We start from the raw sequence: 16431 nt of genomic DNA on the forward strand, positions 1-16431 counted from the left end.
CCCGGTCGGCGGGGGTACGGGCCGTGCGGCGTCCACCCGGTGGCGGCGTCAGGTGGCGGCGTCAGGTGGTGACAGCCTGGCGGCGCTCCGCGGCAAGTGCCATCGCGTGCCGGACGACCCCGATGAGGACCTCCTTGACCGACTCCCGGTCGCGGGCGTCACACAGCAGCACCGGGACGTCGTCGTCGAGGTCGAGCGCCCCACGGACGGCCTCGACCGGGTAGCGGGGGGCTCCGTCGAAGCAGTTGACGCCGACCAGGAAGGGGATGGAGCGCCGTTCGAAGTAGTCGACGGCGGCGAAGCAGTCCTCCAGGCGGCGGGTGTCGGCCAGCACCACCGCGCCGAGCGCGCCCTCGGACATCTCGTCCCACATGAACCAGAAGCGTTCCTGCCCGGGCGTCCCGAAGAGGTAGAGCACCAGGTCCTCGCGGAGCGTGATCCGGCCGAAGTCCATGGCCACGGTGGTGGTGTGCTTCGCCTCCACACCGCTGACGTCGTCGACCGGGCGACCCGCCTCGGTGAGCAGTTCCTCGGTGCGCAGCGGCCTGATCTCGCTGACCGCGCCGACGAGGGTCGTCTTGCCCACGCCGAAACCGCCGGCCACCAGGATCTTGAGCGTGACGGGCTCGACCGGGGGCTTGCCGCGCTCAGAACGCCCGAAGATCATCGACTTCTTCTCCTGCTTGACGGGGTTCGGGCGGCGGGCCGTAGCCCCCGCCGCCGGGGGTTTCGACGACGAGCACGTCGCCGGGGGCGACGTCCGCCGAGTCACTGCCGCCGAGTTCGACGACGGTGCCGTCCGCGCGCTCCACCCGGCCCGTGCCCTGTGCGCCGGGCTCGCCGCCCGCCATGCCGTACGGCGGGATCCTGCGGTGCTGGGACAGCGTGGAGACGGTCATGGCCTCGAGGAACCGGATGCGGCGCACCGCGCCGTCCCCGCCACGCCACCGTCCGGCGCCGCCGCTGCCGCGCCGGACCGAGAACTCCTCCAGGCGCACCGGCAGCCGCCATTCGAGGACTTCGGGATCGGTGAGCCGGGAGTTGGTCATGTGGGTCTGGACGACACTCGCGCCGGGGAAGCCGTCGCCCGCGCCGGAGCCCGAGGCGACGGTCTCGTAGTACTGGTGGCGTTCGTTGCCGAAGGTGACGTTGTTCATGGTCCCGGAGCCCTCCGCCTGGACGCCGAGCGCGGCGTACAGCGCTCCGGTGATGGCCTGGGAGGTCTCCACGTTGCCCGCCACGACGGCGGCCGGCGGTTCGGGGCTGAGCATCGAGCCGGGCGGTACGACGATCTTCAGGGGCCGCAGACAGCCGTCGTTGAGCGGGATGTCGTCGGCGACCAGGGTGCGGAAGACGTACAGGACGGCCGCGTCGACGACGGAGAGCGGCGCGTTGAAGTTGGTGTCCAGTCGCGGTGAGGTGCCGGTGAAGTCGATCGTCGCCGACCGGTGCGCGCGGTCCACGCGGACGCGGACCCGGATGACCGCGCCCGAGTCGGTCTCGTAGGCGTACTCGCCGTCGTCGAGGGCGTCGATGACCCGGCGGACGGCTTCCTCCGCGTTGTCCTGGACGTGCCGCATGTAGGCCTGGACGACGTCGAGCCCGAACTCCTCGATCATGCGGGCGACTTCGTCGACGCCCTTCTGGTTGGCCGCGATCTGGGCACGCAGGTCGGCGAGGTTGGTGTCCGGATTGCGGGAGGGGTACGGCCCCGCGGTCAGCAGCCGGTGGGTCTCCTCCTCGCGCAGCCGGCCACCCTCCGCGAGCAGCCAGTTGTCGAAGAGCACGCCCTCCTCGTCGATGGTGCGGCTGTTCGCGGGCATGGAGCCCGGTGCGATGCCGCCGATCTCGGCGTGGTGGCCGCGGGAGGCGACGTAGAAGAGGATCCGGTCACCGTGCGTGTCCGAGGTGTCGAAGACCGGGGTGATGACGGTGACGTCCGGCAGGTGGGTGCCGCCGTGGTAGGGGTCGTTGACCGCGTAGGTGTCCCCCGGCCGCATCCGGGAGCCGCGGCGGTGGATGACCTCCTTGACGCTGGTGCCCATCGAGCCCAGGTGGACGGGGATGTGCGGGGCGTTGGCCACCAGGTTTCCGTCCGGGTCGAACAGGGCGCAGGAGAAGTCGAGGCGCTCCTTGATGTTGACCGACTGGGCCGTGGACTGGAGCCGGGCGCCCATCTGTTCGGCGATGGACATGAAGAGGTTGTTGAAGACCTCGAGCATGACCGGGTCGGCTTCCGTGCCGAGATCGGAACTCTGCGTAACCGCCGTGCGTTCCATGACCAGATGTCCGTCGTCGGTGGCCACTGCCTGCCAGCCGTCGTCGACGACGGTCGTCGCGCTGGCCTCGGTGATGATCGCCGGGCCGGTGACGGTGACGCCGGGGGCCAGGTCCTCCCGGCGGTGCAGGGGTACGTCGCGCCAGGCGCCGCCGGTGTGGAGACGGACGGTCTCCGCGGCCGCGGAACGGTCGGTGCGGGCGGATCGGTACGGGGCGAGGGCGGACAGATCGGGGGGTTCGGTGATGCCGGTGGCTTCCACGGAGAGGGCTTCGACGACGATCGGGCGGTCGAGCGTGAAGGAGTACGTGGCGCGATGACGTTCTTCGAAGGCGTGCCTCATGGTGTCGGGCTCGGTGAGCTCGACGGTGAGGGTGGTGTCGGTGCCGTCGTAGCGCAGCTGGGCGCGCCGGGTGACGTGGATGTTCTCCTCGGGGATGTCCTCGGCCAGCAGTTCGGCGCGGGCCGCGCCCTCCAGGTCGTCGGCGGTCTTCAGGACGCCCGGCATCGCGGCGGGCTCCAGGTGTGTCTCGACCGACTGTTCGCGCATGGCGGTGGTGTCGGCGAGGCCCATGCCGAGCGCGGACAGGACGCCCGCCATGGGCGGCACGAGGACGGTGCGGATGCCGAGCGAGTCGGCGACCATGCAGGCGTGCTGCCCGCCCGCACCACCGAAGGTGGTGAGGGCGTACCGGGTGACGTCGTGCCCCTTCTGCACGGAGATCCGCTTGACCGCGTTGGCGATGTTGGCGACGGCGATCTGCAGGTAGCCCTCGGCGACCTGCTCCGGGGTGCGGTCGTCGCCGGTCTGCTCGCGGATATCGTGGGTGAGGGCGGTGAAGCGGTCGCGGACGAGCTCCCGGTCGAGGGGCTGGTCGCCGTCGGGTCCGAAGACCTTGGGGAAGTGCTCCGGCTGGATGCGGCCGAGCATGACGTTGGCGTCGGTGACGGCGAGCGGGCCGCCGCCGCGGTAGCAGGCGGGCCCCGGGTCGGCCCCGGCCGAGTCCGGGCCCACCCGGTAGCGGGAGCCGTCGAAGTGGAGTACGGAGCCGCCGCCGGCGGCCACGGTGTGGATGTCCAGCATGGGGGCCCGCAGCCGGACGCCCGCGATCTGCGTGGTGAAGACCCGTTCGTACACGCCCGCGTAGTGGGAGACGTCGGTGGAGGTGCCGCCCATGTCGAAGCCGATGACCCGGTCGAAGCCGGCGAGCCGGGACATGCGGGCCATGCCGACGATGCCCCCCGCGGGACCGGACAGGACGGCGTCCTTGCCCCGGAACTGCCCGGCCTCGGCGAGGCCGCCGTTGGACTGCATGAACATCAGCCGGACGTGCCGCAGCTCCTCGGCGACGTGCTGGACGTAGCGGCGCAGGCCGGGCGACAGGTAGGCGTCGACGACGGCGGTGTCCCCGCGCGGGACGAGTCTCATCAGCGGGCTGACCTCGCTGGACAGCGAGATCTGCGGGAAGCCGATCTGCGCGGCCAGCTCGCCGACGGCCCGCTCGTGGGCGGGGTGCAGATGGCTGTGCAGGCAGACCACGGCGACGGCGCGGATCCCGTCGTCGTACGCCTGCCGGAGGGGGCCGGCGAGGGCGTCCAGGTCGGGCGCGCGCAGTACGGTGCCGTCCGCCGCGATGCGTTCGTCGACCTCGAGGACCCGTTCGTGGAGCAGTTCGGGCAGGTCGATGCGGCGGGCGAAGATGTGCGGGCGGTTCTGGTAGGCGATGCGCAGGGCGTCGCGGAAGCCGCGGGTGACGACGAGGACGGTCCGCTCGCCCTTGCGTTCCAGCAGGGCGTTGGTGGCCACGGTGGTGCCCATGCGGACGGACTCGACGGGCTCCGGGGAGTCGGCGAGGAGTGCGCGGACCCCGGCGACGGCCGCGTCGGCGTACCGCGCCGGGTTGTCGGACAACAGCTTGTGGGTGACCAGGCGGCCGTCGGGGCGCCGCGCGACGATGTCGGTGAAGGTGCCGCCCCGGTCGACCCAGAACTGCCAGGCTGCCATGTCGTCACCCCGCTTCCGCGCCGCTCACAGCGCCCGCAGGCCGTTGATCACGTCGCGGAGAATACTCTCGTCCGGCAGTTCGGCGGGCGGCACCGGGCGGCTCACGTGGACGTACTCCTCGTCCACGAGGTCACCGATGAGGACGCGCACCACACCGATGGGCAGGTCGAGTTCCGCGGCGAGTTCGGCGACCGACTGTGGGGTGTCGCGGCACAGCTCGACGATGTCCACGTGTTCCGGGGACAGCGCGTGGTCCGCCTCCGCGTCGTCGACATGGGGTTCCGTGACGACCACCGCGATCAGGTCGAGGCGGTGCTGGGCCGCATGGCTGGTGCGGCCCCGTGTCATGGCGTACGGGCGGACCACCGGTCCGGCTTCGTCGTCGAACCAGTGGCTTGTTGCCTGACCGTCTCCGCTCATGTCATCCCACTACCCGCCGGAGGGCAGATCGGTGCGCGGAGCGGCCCCCAGATGTACGCCGACCCGTTTGACGAGGAGCGTCATCTCGTAGGCGACCTGGCCGACGTCGGAGTCGGCGTCCGACAGGACGGCGAGGCAGCTGCCGTCGCCGGCGGCGGTCACGAACAGGAAGGCGTCGTCCAGCTCGACGACGGTCTGCCGGACACCGCCGGCGTCGAAGTGCCGGCCCACGCCCTTGGCGAGGCTGTGGAAGCCGGAGGCGACGGCGGCCAGGTGCTCGCTGTCCTCCCGGGTCAGGTCCTTGGACACCCCCGTCGGCAGGCCGTCCCCGGAGAGCACGATGGCCTTGCGGATGCTGGCGACCCGGTCCACGAGGTCGTCGAGGAGCCAGTTCAGCTCCCGTTTGTCAGTCGCGGTCTGGCCGGTCGCCTTCGGTGCGGTCATCGACCGTCCCCCTTAGTCGTTCCTGGTGCGGTGCTGCCGCCGCGGGCGTCGTCGGCCGCGGCGTTCTCCTCACGGCCGCGCTGCCAGCCGCGCTGGAGCGAGGCCATACGGCTGCGTACCTCGTCGGCGTCCCGGTCGACGGGGTCGGCCCGGTCCTCGGTGTGCCGCTCGGACGTCTGCTTGAGTTGCGGGGCGAGGTTCGCCTGCCGCACCCGCCGGGGCAGCTGCCCCGCGTCGGGCGCGGGCTCGCCGGAGGCTGTGGCGGCCTCGCCGCCGGTGTCGTCGGGCCGGTCCGTCGGGAGAGCGGGCCGTCGGGCGCGCTGCGGAAGGGCGGGCAGCTCCCCGTGCGTCTCGTCGGCGGCCAGGGGCGTCTCGCCGGCGGCCGGGGTCTCGGCTGTGCCCTGTCCGCCGGGGCCGTCCGCCGCCCGCCCGGCCGGCCTCAGCGGTGTCTCGCCGCGGCGGCGGGCAGGCAGCGGGGCGGCGGGGTCCGATTCGCTCTGGCCGCCGCTCGTGAGCGGCTTGTCGTCGGCTCGCTCGCGGCGGTGCCGCTGCTCGGTGACCGGGCGCCCGTGGGAGCTGACCAGCTTGGGGGTCCGGCGCCGGGGCAGCTGTATCGGAAGGCTGTCGTCCTCGTCCTCGGGGATGCGCTCCGGTGTGCCGCGCAGGCCGGTTCCCTGCCGGGGCCGGCCGGGCTGGCGGGGGCGGAACAGTCCGCCGCGTTCGCTGTCCTCGTCGTCGAGGGCGCCCGGGAAGTCCTCGATGGCATCCAGGTCGACAGGCGCCTCCAGTTCCACCGGTCCGTCCAGGAGCGAGACCGGCAGTCCCGGAAGCTGTACGGGGGCCGGGGAGAGGGCGGCTCTTCGGTTCTCCTCCCGCTCGGTCTTCCCGGCGGATGGGTCCCGGTCGAGCCGGAAGCCGATGCCGTTGGTGTCGGGGACGTCGTCCGTGAGCAGCGCGTCGGGAATGAAGACGACGGCGGTGGTGCCGCCGTACGGGGAGGGCTGGAGCGAGACGCGGACGTTCTGCCGCTGGGCGAGCCGGCTGATGACGAACAGGCCGAGCCGGTCGGTGTCGGAGAGTTCGAACTCCGGGGTCTCGGCCAGCCGGAGGTTGGCGTCCAGCAGTGTCTCGGCGGCCATGCCCAGACCCCGGTCGTGGATCTCCAGGGTGAAGCCGTTGGCGACGCGTTCGCCGAGGACCTGCACGGCCGTGTGCGGCGGGGAGAACACCGTGGCGTTCTCCAGGAGTTCGGCGACGAGATGGGTGAGGTCGGCGACGGCGGGACCGGTCAGGGCGACCCGGGGCAGCCGGCGGACCTCGATGCGTTCATAGTCCTCGACCTCGGCGACGGCGGCGCGTACGACGTCCATCAGCTGCACGGGTTTGCGCCACTGCCGGGAGGGGGCGGCGCCGGAGAGGATCACCAGGCCCTCGGCGTGCCGGCGCATACGGGTGGTCAGGTGGTCCAGGCGGAACAGATCGGCCAGTTCGTCGGTGTCCTCGGTCCGGCGCTCCATGGCGTCGAGGAGGGTGAGCTGCTTGTGGAGCAGTACCTGGCTGCGGCGGGCGAGGTTGACGAAGACCTCGGAGACACCGGCCCGCAGTTCGGCCTGCTTCACGGCGGCTTCGACGGCGGCCCGTTGCAGCGTGTTCAGGGCCTGGCCGACCTCGCCGATCTCGTTCTTGTCGTATTCGAGGCGGGGTACCTCGGTCTCCACGTCGACCTGTTCGCCGGCCGACAGGCGGCGCATCACGCTGGGCAGGCGGACACCGGACGCCTCGTGGGCGTCCAGGCGCAGTTGCCGGAGGTCGCGGATGAGGCCGCGGCCGATGCGTATGGACAGGAAGAGGGAGAAGAGCAGGGCGATCAGACCGAGGACACCGGCCACTGCCGCCTGCAGGATGACGTTCATGGCGACCGGGTGGACCCGGTCCTGGAAGCGGTCGTTGGCCTGGTCGTCGAGGGTGCCGAGGTCGTCGAGCGCATCGGCGGCGGCGGTGTCCCAGCTCTTCGCGCTCACGCCCCGCGGCGTGCCGGAGGTGGTCGAGGCGGCGGCCTGCTCGGCCGTCCGCAGCGGGGCGGAGGCGGCGTTCGCCCAGAAGCGCTGGTAGCGGCCGCGTTCGGAGGCCGGCAGCAGCGGCAGGCTGACGTCGTAGAGCAGGGAGCGCTGGGCCACGAGTTCGGAGATGTCGCGGCTCTCGTCGCGGGTGAGGGTGCCGACCACCAGGGAGGAGCCGAGCAACGCGTCCTCGCGGGAGAGGAGTTCGCGGGCCCGGGCCAGGTTGACCAGGGCGCGGTACTGCTTGTCCAGGTTGACGTCGTCGACGACGTGGAGGTCGGCAAGCAGGACGTAGCAGGGGTCGACCAGGCGGTTGTAGAGGTCGAGCGCCTGGGCGCGTCCGACGCTGCGGTCCTCGACGCCGCGGCGCAGGGAGTCGAGGCTGTCGAAGGCGTCCAGCGCGGCGGTCAGCCGTCCGGAGCTGCCGGGGCCCAGTGCGTCGCGGACGTCGGCGTTCTCGGCGTTCCGGCGGAGCTCGGCCACGGCCTTGTCGGTGGCGGCCCGGCTGCGCTGCAGCGCGGCGACGCCGTCGGAGGCACGGGGGTCGGCGAGGTGGACGAGGGTCTGGCGGCGCTCCTGCTGCAGGACGCGGACGGTGTCCTCGGTGGGGTAGGCGATCTTCTCCACCACGGACGAGGCGTTGAACAGCTGGGTCGCCTGGCGTCCCGTGATCACCGTCGCGAAGGCCCAGATGGCGGCCAGGGACAGCAGCGGCACGAGAAGCAGCGCCACGATCTTCCGGCGGATGGACTTCCCGCGAAAGCGCATGGCCTCCCCCAGCTCGGCCCCCGGCCGGCCGGGGGTACACATGTGCGTCAACAAACGGCGCGAGCCTACTACCGACGCACAGGTAACTCGAAGACGCGACCGGAAGATGAACTTCCGTTCCGACGGCGCGAGATGGCGAGTTGTCCGGGCATTGCGGGAGATGGCGCCCCTGGACACGGAGATGGCGGGCCTGCCGGAACGCGTCGGCCGGTCCGGTCGGTTGGCCGATATTTTTCGCCCGCCGGGAATCTTCGTGGTGCTTCGTTCGTCCTTATCCATGGGACATCGGGGCGGAATGGGCCACTGGAGCCGCATCCCGCACCTCGGCGGCGTAAAGCGACGCAAGCCGGGCAGTCAGTGGGGAGCCGGTTCTTCGGACACGGGGCGAGCGGCCTGCCGGCGGTGGGGAGTGACACGTTGATGGGCACGGTGGAGCAGCGAGAGCGGGCCGCCGACAGCGGTGGGAAGCCGCGGACGGTGGCACGGCAGGCGCCCGAGGTACCTGATCGCGACATTCCGACGGTGGGGAGCGCACGGGAAGAAACATACGGCCGGCCTGCCGGGGCGGGTGCGAGCGCGCCCGTCGAACAGCCCTACTACAAGCCGTTGTGGATCGAGGAGCCCGCGCGGCGGCGCAGGCTGCCGGATCCCGTGCGCGAGGCGGCCGTGCGCGCGGTACTGATCATCGCCGTGACGCTCGTTCAGGCCGTGGTGGCCTTCCTGTTCACCCTGGCCGGGTCCTGGCTGGCCTTCCCGATGGTCCTCGGCGGCGTGGCCGGCACGGTGGTCGCCACCTGGGCGGCGCTCGACGTCTGGGTGACCCGCCAGGTGTGGAACCAGCGCTACGGCGTGGTCTCCGCCCCCAGCAGCACGGCGCGGGCTCTGCGGCGCGAGCGCCGCAGAGCCCGGCGGGAGGAGCGGGCGGCCGAGCGCGCCCAGGAGCGAATACGCCGACGGGGCGGCACGGGCCGGCTCTCTCACTCCTAGGGGGTGTGACGGCGGTACCCGGCCAGGTCGCTTCACCGGACCCGGCCAGGTACCGAGGTCGGGTGCGGCTAGGCGGGACGCTTGTACATCCGTGTCGCCGTGATCTCGCTGTGGACCGACTCTCCGGCGGGGGTCGGCTGGGGCAGGCCCGGGCGCAGGTGTTCCTCCACGCTGATGTACTTCAGTCCGGCCCTCAGGTCGGCGTCGTTGCGGAGGCGGATGACCAGCGGGAACTCCGCCAGCGCCGTCGTGTCGAACAGGCCGGTGGTGTACAGGAGTTGGACGCCGAGCGCGTCGGAGACGGCCCGCTGGAGCTCCAGCAGGTACGTGGCGTTGGCGCGGCCGATGGGATTGTCCAGGAACAGTGTGCCCGCGTGCCGGTGCTTGTCACGGCCGCGGTCGTTGGAGCGCAGCGCGGCCATCGTGCAGTACAGGGCGATGGCGGCGGTGAGCAGCTGACCGCCCGAGAACACGTCGCCCATCTGGCCGACGGGTACACGCTCGGCGCGCAGCACGGCGTCGGGCTTGAGGATCTCCACGGCGACGCCCTTGGGCTGGAGCGCGGCGGCCACTCCGCGCAGCAGCAGGGACATGCCGTCGCGCCGCAGGTCGGAGTTCTTCCTCACGGCGGCCCGGGTCGCCTCGTCGATGACCTCGCCCAGCCGCTCGGTGAGCGTGGCCTGGTCGGGTTCCTCGAAGCGGATGCGCAGGAACTCCTGCCCCGACCACTCGCCGAGACCCTCGGGAAGGCGGGACAGGCGTTGGGCGGAGCGGAGCGTGGCGAGCGCCGACTCCACGAGGCCGCGCAGCCGGTCGACGATCGAGTCGCGGTTGCGTTCCAGCTGCGCCAGCTCGTCGGTGAGGACGCGAAGCCGGGGTGCGAAGGCCTCGGCCCACTTCTGGGCGTGCTCGGGCAGGGCGGCGGCGGGCAGCTCGCGGATCTGCTGCCGGGCGGGGGTGCGCACCTGCTCGTAGCGGGTGGAGTTGGCGTGCCGGACGAGGACGTCGCCGGCCTCGCGCACGGCGGCCTCGGCGGCGGACAGGTCGGCGGCGCAGCCGCGCAGCGACCGGCGGGCCTCGGCGGCGGCCTGCCGGGCCGCCTCCGGGCTGCCCGGGTACGGTTCCGGCTCCTCCTGCTCCTCGTCGACGCTGTGCTCGCGCAGCAGGTCGCGGAGCATGGCGGCGATCTCGTCGAAGCCGCCTGCCGCGTCCTCGGCGGCGCGGTGGGCGTCGAGCAGTTCCGCGTGCGCCTCGCGGGCCTGGGCCAACGCCTCGGCGCGGGAGGCGAGTTCGGCGGTGGCCGTGCGCAGCAGGGCCTGGGCGTGCTCGGCGTCGCGCGGGAGCAGTTCCTCGGGCAGCTCGGTGTGCGCCTCGCCGTCCTCGGGTGCCAGCCGCTCGGCCTCGCCGCGCAGCCGGCCGAGCTGTTCGCTCGCGGACGACATACGGGTCTCCAGCAGTTGCACCAGTTCCTCGGCGCGGGCGGCGGCGGCCTGCCGGGACGGACCGTCGGACCCGTCGGGTGACTCCAGGAGCTGCTCGGCGCGGGTGCGGACCTTGTTGCTCAGCCGGTCCAGCTCGGCGCGGGCCGCGCTCTCGTCGCTCTCCGCGCGGGCCTGTTCGGCGCGCAGATCGGCGCCGACGCCGACCTTCTCGTACACCTGGGAGGCCGCGCGGTAGGCCTCGCGGAGGGCAGGCAGGGACGCCTTCGGCGCGTCCCCGTCGGTCTCGGGCAGGTCGTCGGGGGCGCCGGCGATCTCCGAGCGCTCGGCACGCAGCGCGCGGGCGGTACGGCGGGCGTCGTCGGCGGCGCGCTGGGCGGCGCGCCGGTCCTCGTCGGCGGCGCGGGCGCGTTCCAGGCAGGTCTGGGCGCGCGCCTCCGACTCGGCGGCCTCGTCGGCGAGTTCGCGCAGTCTGGCCTGCCAGCCGGCGCGCTCACGCAGCCGGAAGGCGAGCCCGGCGAGGGCGTCGGCGGCGCGCCGGGCCTTCTGGGCGGCCTCCTGGCGTTCGTCGCGCACCTGCGTGGCCTCGGCGGCGGCCTCCTCGGCCTCCGCCCGCGCCGTGCGTGCCTCGGCGAGCTCTGCCTCGGCCTCCTCGGCGAACGCGCGGGCGTTGTGGGCGGTCTCGGCCAGTTCGGCCAGCCGCCCGGCCGGGCAGCCGGTGCGCCAGGAGGCGAGCCGGGCGGCGAGCTCGCGGTCCTTGCCGAGCCGGGTGGCCATGCGGCGGATCTCCTCGTCCCGCTCGGTCGCCCGAGCCCGCAGCGCCTGCCGCTCCTCGTCGGCGGCGTGCTCGTCGTGCATGGCCGGGTTCGGCGGCACCAGGAAGACGTCGGCGTTCGCCGAGTCCGCTGCCGGGGTGGGAGCGAGCAGGGCGGCCGCGGTGCCGACGGCCACGGCGGACCGGGGCAGCAGGGCGGCGTCGGCGAGTGCCCCGCGGGCCCGGGCGTGGGTGTCCGGGTCGGTGATGATCACGCCGTCGACCAGTTCGGGCCGGGCGGCCAGCACGCGCGCGTGGTCGGCAGGGTCGACGGCCTGGGCGAGGTAGCGCCAGCCGGGCAGGGCGGGGATGCCGTGCTCGCCGAGGAACTCGACGGTGGCGAGCACGTCGGGGCCGGGCGGGAGCAGGCCGCCGTCGCCGAGCGCGCCCAGGATCCGGGCGTCGTCGGCGGCCGCCGTCCGCAGTTCGAACAGGTGCCGCTCGGCGGAGGAGACGGCGTCGTCGAGGAGTTCGCGCAGCTCGTCGGCGAAGCGGTCCAGGTCCTCGGGGGTGAGAGGGCCTTCGGCGGGCGGGCGTGGCGTGCCCTCGGCCGGGGCGCCCGCCGGGCCCGTGGCTCCGGTGCGGTGCCACCCGGTTCCGTCGGCGTCGGAGCGTGCCTCGTCCGCCGCCTTCCCCGCCGTTTCGTCGACCGGGGTGCCGGCCGACGCGCCGTCCGGTCCCGTCCGGGGAGCGGGTACCGCGGCCCGCCCGGCGGTGACCGTGCCGGGCAGGCTGAGCAGTTCGGCGAGCCGCTCCTCGGCCGCCAGCGCCTCGGCGATGCGCCGCTCGGCCTCGTAGGCCCGGTCCGCCGCCGCGGTGGCGTCGGCCGCGCGGGCCGCGGTGAGCTCGGCGCGGGTCTCGGCGGAGGCCGCCTCGCGCGCGTGCTCCGTGGCCTTCCGGGCGGCCTCGCGGGCCTGGTCCCAGGCGGCGACGGCCGTCTTCTCGGCGTCGCTGGCGGCCAGCGCGGCGCGCGCCGGATCGGCGTCGGGGGCACTGTCGTCGAGCCAGCCGGCGCGGACGGCCTCGGCGGTCTCCTGCTCGACCTCGCTCAACCGCTGGCGCAGGTGGCCGGCCTCACTGCGGGCCCGCTGCGCCTCGGTGGCGGCGGCGGTCGCGTCGCGGTGGGCCGTCTCCCCCGCCTCCTGGAGGTGCGCGGACCGCTCGTCGCCCTCGTTGGCGAGGGCTTCGGCGCTCTCCGCGGCCGCGTGCAGGGCCCGTACGAGGTCCACGGCGGCCTTGGCGCGCGCGGCGAGCGCCGGAGCCGCGTCGCGCTCGGCCTCCTGGATGGCTGCGGAGACGCGGGCCACGCGGTCGGAGGCGGCCCGGTGGCGCAGTACGGCCTCGGCGGCCTGCCACGCGGAGTGCAGGGTGCGGGCGTCGGCCAGTTCCCGCTTCTGCGCGGCGGCGGACTTCTCGGCGGCGGCCAGGGCCAGCGAGGCGTGCCGGTAGGCGAGTTCGGCGGCGATCAGCGCGCTGCGCTCCCGGGCGCCCTCGGAGTGCGTGACGGCGTAGGCGGCCGCGGTGACGCGCTGGGCGAGGTCGGCCGCGCGTACGCGTTCCTGCACGGCCCGGGCGGACAGCCGCCGCGCAAGCGTGCGCGTGCGCCGCTCGGCTGAGGTGTGGATGTCGCGCGCGCGGGTGCGGGCCTCGGCGGCCTCGACGATCCGGCCGAGCAGGTCGACCGAGCCCGCGGTGAAGTCCCGTTCGGCGATGAGTTCGGCGCGTCGGCCCAGCTTGTTGCCGAATCCGCTGACGAGGTCGGCGAGTCCGTCGGTGTCGCGGGTGTCGGTGACCGCGCGCAGCAGCAGGTCCGTGAAGTCGGAGTCCTTCTTCACCGCGAACAGACCGGCCGCCTCGCCCTCGTCGGCGTTCATCTCCCGCTGGTAGCGGAAGAGTTCCGGGTCGAGGCCGAGGTCGCCCAGGTGCTCGGTCCAGCGCTCGTGGATCTCCTCCCAGTGCACCTCCAGGTGCGGGTAGGCCTTGCCGGCCTCGGTGATCGCGTCGCGGAAGCCCTTCATGGTGCGGCGGCGGCCCTGTGCGCCGGAGGTGCCCTCGGCGGGCGGCCGCACGGAGGTGGCCTCGGCGACGGGGAGGTTGTCCAGGGTGAGTCCGGGGCCGGGCCGGAAGGAGTACCAGGCCTCGGCGAACTTGCGCGGGTCGTTGGAGACCTGGCGTCCGCGCCACTCGCTCACCTTGCCGACGACCACGCACTCGCCGGTCTGCACGTGCTGCCACTCCAGTGCCACGTGCCCGCAGTCGTCGGCGAGCAGGAACTTGCGCAGCACGCCGGAGCTGGCGCCGCCGAGGGTGTTGCGGTGGCCGGGCAGCATCACCGAGAAGATCAGCTTGAGGAGGACCGACTTTCCGCCGCCGTTCTCCAGGAAGAGCACGCCGGCGGGCGCGGGGCGGCGCGGCGGACCGACCGGCTCCTCCTCGAAGAACTCCGCCTGGATGGGCGCGGGGTCGGGCACCGGCTCGCCCACGCCCCGCAGGTCAAGCACGGTGTCGGCGTAGCGCGCACCGGCAGGACCGATGGAGTAGAGGCGGACCCGGGACAGCTCGTACATGGCGGACTCTCGTCAGTCTTCCGGCAGATCGGGGGGGTTCAGGAGTGGGACGGGGCGTGGAACGGCAGTCCGGCGTCGGCCACCAGGTCCAGGTCGTCGGTGTCCTCGGCGGGCAGCAGGCTCGGGGTGCCGTCGGTCACCGGGACGACGCCCAGGTCGAGGAGTTCGGCCAGGGCGGCGCTGCCCGCCATGTCGCGCACCTGGAGCTGGTAGCGGGCCGTGGTGCGGTAGGTGCCGCCGCTCTCGTCTCCGGTGCGCTGCAGGAACCCGGAGTCGGTGAGGAAAGCCAGGGCCTTGGCGACGATGCCGGTCGTGGAGGCGGCGGGGCGGCGGGCGTCCTTGGTGGCGCCGGTCGCGCTGCGTCTGGCCCAGATGCGCCAGGCCGCCTCCAGTCCGGGCGCGTCGGTGGCCGGGTCGGTGTTCTCGCCCTGTTCCTCGGCGCGCTCCTCCAGGCGGCGGCAGGCCTGGCGGACGAAGGCGTCGACTCCGTTGACCGTGACGCGCCCGATGTAGCCGTCGTCGGCCAGGTCTTCGGGGCGCGGGAAGGCCAGGGCGGCCACGGCCAGGTGGGCGAGTCCGTGCAGGAAGCGGTCCCCGGAGTCGGCGGCGGTACGACGCGCGTAGTCGCCCATGCGGACGGCGAACACCGAGTCCTCGGCGGCGGTCACCGCCATGCCCGCGCGTGGGGACACCTCCAGCACGACCAGTCCGAGGCCGGCGGCCACGGCGTCCGCGAGGCGTGCGAACGCCGGGTCCTCGCGGTGGCGGCGCAGCAGCTCGGCGTACTCCTGGTCGCGCGCGGGCTGCAGTTTGGGCTGCAGGCCGAAGGCGACGAGCCGGGCCGCGTCGGCGGCGTCGGCGGGGGTGACGGCGCTGGTCGCCGACGGGGCGGGGGTCTCCGCCTCACTCCACTCGACGTGCTCGCTCACGGGTTGGGCTCCTTGTCACGCTCTTGGTCACTCATGCTGCTTCCGTCCGGTCGGCCGCCATGCCGGCCGCGTCCAGCAACGCGGTTCCGACGATCAGATCGGCGCCGCCGAACTCGGGGTCGTCCAGCTCGGTGCCGTCGTCCACGGCGAACAGCAGCTTCTCCTCGCCCTGCCGGTAGGCGGTGCCGACGGCCGGGCTGGCCGCGTGGACCGCCAGCAGGGCGACCAGGTAGGCGAGATCGGGGTCCCCGGTGCGCCGGGCCTCGGCCAGCAGTCCGGACAGCCTGCGCGGCGCGTCCGCCGGGAGGTCGAGCAGTTCCGTCGCCGCCGCCAGCTGCTCCTCGCTGAACCGGCTGTCGTCGGGGGTGGCGATCAGGTCGGGCTCGGGCATCTCCGCGCCCAGGTGCTCCCGCTCCACGGGCGGGGTGAGCAACAGGTCCACGAGGTCGCCGACCCGGACGGACACCGGTGTGCGCAGCCCGGTGCCGCGCGCGAAGAAGGCGTCCGTGACGCGGATCGCCTGCTCCAGGGGCAGCGGCAGGGTCGGCGCGAGCAGGTGGCCGTAGAGGTCCGTCCCGGAGGTGGTCAGGGGGGTGGCGAAGGCCTGACGGTCCTGCTCGGCGCGGAAGAGGGGGCCGGCCTCCAGCAGCCGGGTCTGCAGCTGGGTGTGCCGGCGGATGCAGTCCTTGACGATGTCGACGAGCTCGGCGGCGCGCCGCTTGTGCTCGGGCTCCTCGGACTCGTCGCGCGCCTTGCGGATGTTGGTCAGGATCGCGTTCTCGTGCCGGTAGCGGTCGGCGACGTGGTCCAGGGCCTCGGTGATCATGTCCGGTACGGCGCGCAGCCAGTCCACCGCACGGACGTTGCGCCGGGTGGCGTCCAGGGCTCGGCGCAGGCTCTCCGAGTACTGCACGGTGCGGTAGCGGGCCTGCTCGGCGGCGAGCTGGGCGTCGGCGAGGCGGCCGCGGCTGATGAGCACCTCCAGCTTGACCTCGGCGGCGATCTGCGCGCTGGTGACGTCGGTGTCGAGGGCGCCCACGAGGACGTTGACCGCCTCGTCCGTGGTGCGCAGGTAGACGCTGCCGCCGGGGCCGGGCACCTCCTCGATCAGCTTGAAGTCGTAGTCCCGGCGCACGTACGTACCGTCCGGCGCGAACGTGCCGTAGACCGCGCGGAAGCCCCGGTCGACGCTGCCGACGTTGATCAGGTTCTCCAGGACCCAGCGGGCCACCCGCTCGTGCTCGGCGGCCGGCCGCTGCGGGGCCTGGGCGGCGACGCGCGGCAGCAGCCGGGCCACGATCTGCTCGTGGTCGGCGCCGGTGTCGAAGTCCATGTTGAGCGTGACGAGGTCGATGGCGGCGAGCGCGACCTCGGCCATGCCGTACACCGAGTACTCGCCCGCGAGGTTCGCCTTGCGCGTGTCGAGGTCGTGCAGCGGCGCGGTGCAGGCGAGCGCGCGCAGCCTCCGCGCCAGCCCCTCGTCGGCGGCCGGCCCCGGGGCAGGGCGCGGCCCCGCGCTGAGCTGGGGCGGAACACGGTCCGTCGATGCAGGCGAAGTCACGGTGCACAGACTAGGTCCTCGGTCTGACATCGACCCAAACGGCGCAGACGCACCCTCGGGGCCACCGCGGTCGCACCCGGTGCGCGGGACCCCCGGCGCGGTTCCCGACCCGCGATCCCCGACCCCCAGCTCCGACGCCCGGCTTCGACCCGCGCCCCC

General features: G+C 73.6%; 9 protein-coding genes. 1 reads left to right on the plus strand and 8 read right to left on the minus strand.

Annotation, left to right across the window (positions count from 1 at the left end; translation table 11 throughout):
- Positions 1 to 61: 61 nt before the first annotated feature.
- From IE318_RS07270 to IE318_RS07290, 5 genes are read right to left on the minus strand one after another with little or no spacing between them, the layout of a single operon-like run.
- Positions 62 to 667: a GTP-binding protein gene (locus tag IE318_RS07270; protein WP_030175726.1), complete on the minus strand. Its 606-nt coding sequence runs from the start codon at positions 665 to 667 to the stop codon at positions 62 to 64.
- The gene (locus IE318_RS07275; protein ID WP_189897819.1) at positions 648 to 4283 is read right to left on the minus strand and encodes a hydantoinase B/oxoprolinase family protein; all 3636 of its coding nucleotides are present in this window, start codon (positions 4281 to 4283) and stop codon (positions 648 to 650) included. Before IE318_RS07275 ends, IE318_RS07270 begins: the two co-directional genes overlap by 20 nt.
- A gap of 24 nt (positions 4284 to 4307) precedes the next feature.
- Positions 4308 to 4703, minus strand: coding sequence for a DUF742 domain-containing protein (locus IE318_RS07280; protein WP_189897821.1), 396 nt, complete (start codon positions 4701 to 4703; stop codon positions 4308 to 4310).
- A gap of 9 nt (positions 4704 to 4712) precedes the next feature.
- Positions 4713 to 5147 carry a roadblock/LC7 domain-containing protein gene (locus IE318_RS07285; protein WP_030175723.1) on the minus strand — a complete coding sequence of 145 codons (435 nt, stop codon included), beginning with the start codon at positions 5145 to 5147 and terminating at the stop codon, positions 4713 to 4715.
- A complete protein-coding gene (locus IE318_RS07290; protein ID WP_189897823.1) occupies positions 5144 to 7975 on the minus strand; it encodes a nitrate- and nitrite sensing domain-containing protein in 2832 nt (943 codons plus the stop codon). The genes IE318_RS07285 and IE318_RS07290 overlap by 4 nt, the downstream gene beginning before the upstream one ends.
- A 420-nt stretch (positions 7976 to 8395) precedes the next feature.
- Here IE318_RS07290 and IE318_RS07295 point away from each other — a divergent pair, with 420 nt between their 5' ends.
- A complete protein-coding gene (locus tag IE318_RS07295; protein ID WP_189897825.1) occupies positions 8396 to 8962 on the plus strand; it encodes a hypothetical protein in 567 nt (188 codons plus the stop codon).
- Between the two features lie 68 nt (positions 8963 to 9030).
- Here the strand turns inward: IE318_RS07295 and IE318_RS07300 are convergent, their stop codons facing one another.
- Genes IE318_RS07300 through IE318_RS07310 form a run of 3 tightly spaced genes read right to left on the minus strand, consistent with a single transcriptional unit; the run spans position 9031 to position 16272 of the window.
- The gene (locus IE318_RS07300; protein WP_189897827.1) at positions 9031 to 13782 is read right to left on the minus strand and encodes a hypothetical protein; all 4752 of its coding nucleotides are present in this window, start codon (positions 13780 to 13782) and stop codon (positions 9031 to 9033) included.
- Between the two features lie 38 nt (positions 13783 to 13820).
- Positions 13821 to 14711: a hypothetical protein gene (locus IE318_RS07305; RefSeq protein WP_189897829.1), complete on the minus strand. Its 891-nt coding sequence runs from the start codon at positions 14709 to 14711 to the stop codon at positions 13821 to 13823.
- Between the two features lie 31 nt (positions 14712 to 14742).
- Complete coding sequence (locus tag IE318_RS07310) at positions 14743 to 16272, minus strand: hypothetical protein (RefSeq protein ID WP_189897831.1); 1530 nt, start codon at positions 16270 to 16272, stop codon at positions 14743 to 14745.
- Between the last annotated feature and the right edge of the window lie 159 nt (positions 16273 to 16431).

This window comes from Streptomyces spiralis (assembly GCF_014654675.1).
GTDB classification, from domain to species: Bacteria; Actinomycetota; Actinomycetes; order Streptomycetales; family Streptomycetaceae; genus Streptomyces; species Streptomyces spiralis.

What these genes read in the sequence shown, in the direction of transcription:
- IE318_RS07270 (WP_030175726.1), bottom strand. Translation starts at nt 667, where the DNA reads ATGATCTTCGGGCGTTCTGAGCGCGGCAAGCCCCCGGTCGAGCCCGTC.
- IE318_RS07275 (WP_189897819.1), bottom strand. Translation starts at nt 4,283, where the DNA reads ATGGCAGCCTGGCAGTTCTGGGTCGACCGGGGCGGCACCTTCACCGAC.
- IE318_RS07280 (WP_189897821.1), bottom strand. Translation starts at nt 4,703, where the DNA reads ATGAGCGGAGACGGTCAGGCAACAAGCCACTGGTTCGACGACGAAGCC.
- IE318_RS07285 (WP_030175723.1), bottom strand. Translation starts at nt 5,147, where the DNA reads ATGACCGCACCGAAGGCGACCGGCCAGACCGCGACTGACAAACGGGAG.
- IE318_RS07290 (WP_189897823.1), bottom strand. Translation starts at nt 7,975, where the DNA reads ATGCGCTTTCGCGGGAAGTCCATCCGCCGGAAGATCGTGGCGCTGCTT.
- IE318_RS07295 (WP_189897825.1), top strand. Translation starts at nt 8,396, where the DNA reads ATGGGCACGGTGGAGCAGCGAGAGCGGGCCGCCGACAGCGGTGGGAAG.
- IE318_RS07300 (WP_189897827.1), bottom strand. Translation starts at nt 13,782, where the DNA reads ATGTACGAGCTGTCCCGGGTCCGCCTCTACTCCATCGGTCCTGCCGGT.